We start from the raw sequence: 1,254 nt of genomic DNA, 5'->3' as shown, positions 1-1,254 counted from the left end.
CGAAGTGGCTCAAGACATCACCCATCGGCAGACATTATTTACCAAGGTAAAAAATACGATACTGTCATAAACAAGAGTGACAGTTTACAGCTTGGGTTTAACAACACCACGTTCTTCTACGATGAGAAACTTGATAGAGTCTTTTGTCGTGATTCGGGAATAAATAGAGGAAAATATGTTGCTCTTATATGTTTCCTGTTGTCTTTCCTGCTTTGGTTAGAGGCAAATAAAAATGCCAACAAAAAGAAAAATAGACATTAATATTCACTTTCTGTGAACTGCAAATTCGTAAATTCAATTTTTCACGACTATGGAAGAAAAAATAATGCTAAGAGATAAACTTGTAGATATTGCTTTGCAATGGCAAGCAAGTTTTGGAGTTGCACCGTCTATTACAAGTTCCATTTCTGAATATGATGCAGCAATGTTGGTTGGTATGTCAGAAAAAGAATACTCTGATTACATGAGAGATAAAACTGCTGTTGCCAAAGGGACGGATTTCGTTTATAGAAATATAAGGTATCAAGTAAAAGCCAATCGCCCAAGCGGTAAAAAAGGAAGTAAAGTAACGATGGTTCCCAAAGCCTCGAACTACGAATGGGACAGGTTAATTTGGATATTATATGACAAGGACTATGTAATGCAAGAAGCATGGGAATGGTATATGAAAGACTATAAAATGGCGTTTGAAAACAAAAAAAGATTATCTCCCGAAGACTACAGAAAAGGGCACTGCCTGTATCATAGATAACAGAAAATCGTGGATTCAAAAAACCACAAAAACGAATAGCTTTATGATAGAAAAAATAATGTCTAAACTTGGAATGGTCGTTTTATGGTGCATTGTCATCATATATGGCATAGGTGTCATCACTCATATCTGCTCGGATATTATCGGTGTTGTCGTACTTGGCGTTTGGGCTGTTGTCTCGATTGCTTTTGTTCTCTTTGCCAAAAGATACAAAATATGGTTCAAGAGGCGAGTCAAGATGCTTAGTACGGTTTGTGAGAAGTCGCCCGATGATTCTTACATCATGCACGAAGAAAAGTTTACCGAATCTTTTGATTCTGCCAACTTCTTCATACAGTACAAGCCTGAGACGAAGGAGTTCTTTTTCAGCAGCTACTATTACCTTATTTTTCCTGATTACGTCGAGATTTGGAGCAAGGCGGTGAATGAAGTCAAGATACTTGTCTCCAAGGAAGCCCCAGAAACAGAAGTTGAAGTGCATTCCGTAGGTCAGCTTGGCAAGT

Annotated in this window: 3 protein-coding genes; all 3 read left to right on the top strand. The window is 37.9% G+C overall.

The features are described from left to right. Nucleotides 1-261: hypothetical protein (locus tag DXD25_RS17320; protein ID WP_222847557.1), on the top strand; the 261-nt coding region annotated here is incomplete at its 5' end. A gap of 49 nt (nucleotides 262-310) precedes the next feature. Then, nucleotides 311-751, top strand: coding sequence for a hypothetical protein (locus DXD25_RS16035; protein WP_187360506.1), 441 nt, complete (start codon nucleotides 311-313; stop codon nucleotides 749-751). A 58-nt stretch (nucleotides 752-809) separates the two neighbouring features. After that, the coding region (locus tag DXD25_RS17315) for a hypothetical protein (protein ID WP_222847556.1) at nucleotides 810-1,254 on the top strand (445 nt) is incomplete at its 3' end.

Origin of the sequence: Prevotella sp. TF12-30 (assembly GCF_003436715.1) — a bacterium.
GTDB classification, from domain to species: domain Bacteria; phylum Bacteroidota; class Bacteroidia; order Bacteroidales; family Bacteroidaceae; genus Prevotella; species Prevotella copri_A.
The sequence above is the reverse complement of the archived record's forward strand: the minus strand, read 5'-3'. Positions and strand labels throughout refer to the sequence as shown.

Bases quoted from the DNA above. Each gene is read 5' to 3' on its own strand.
- DXD25_RS16035 (WP_187360506.1), top strand. From the start codon at position 311: ATGGAAGAAAAAATAATGCTAAGAGATAAACTTGTAGATATTGCTTTG.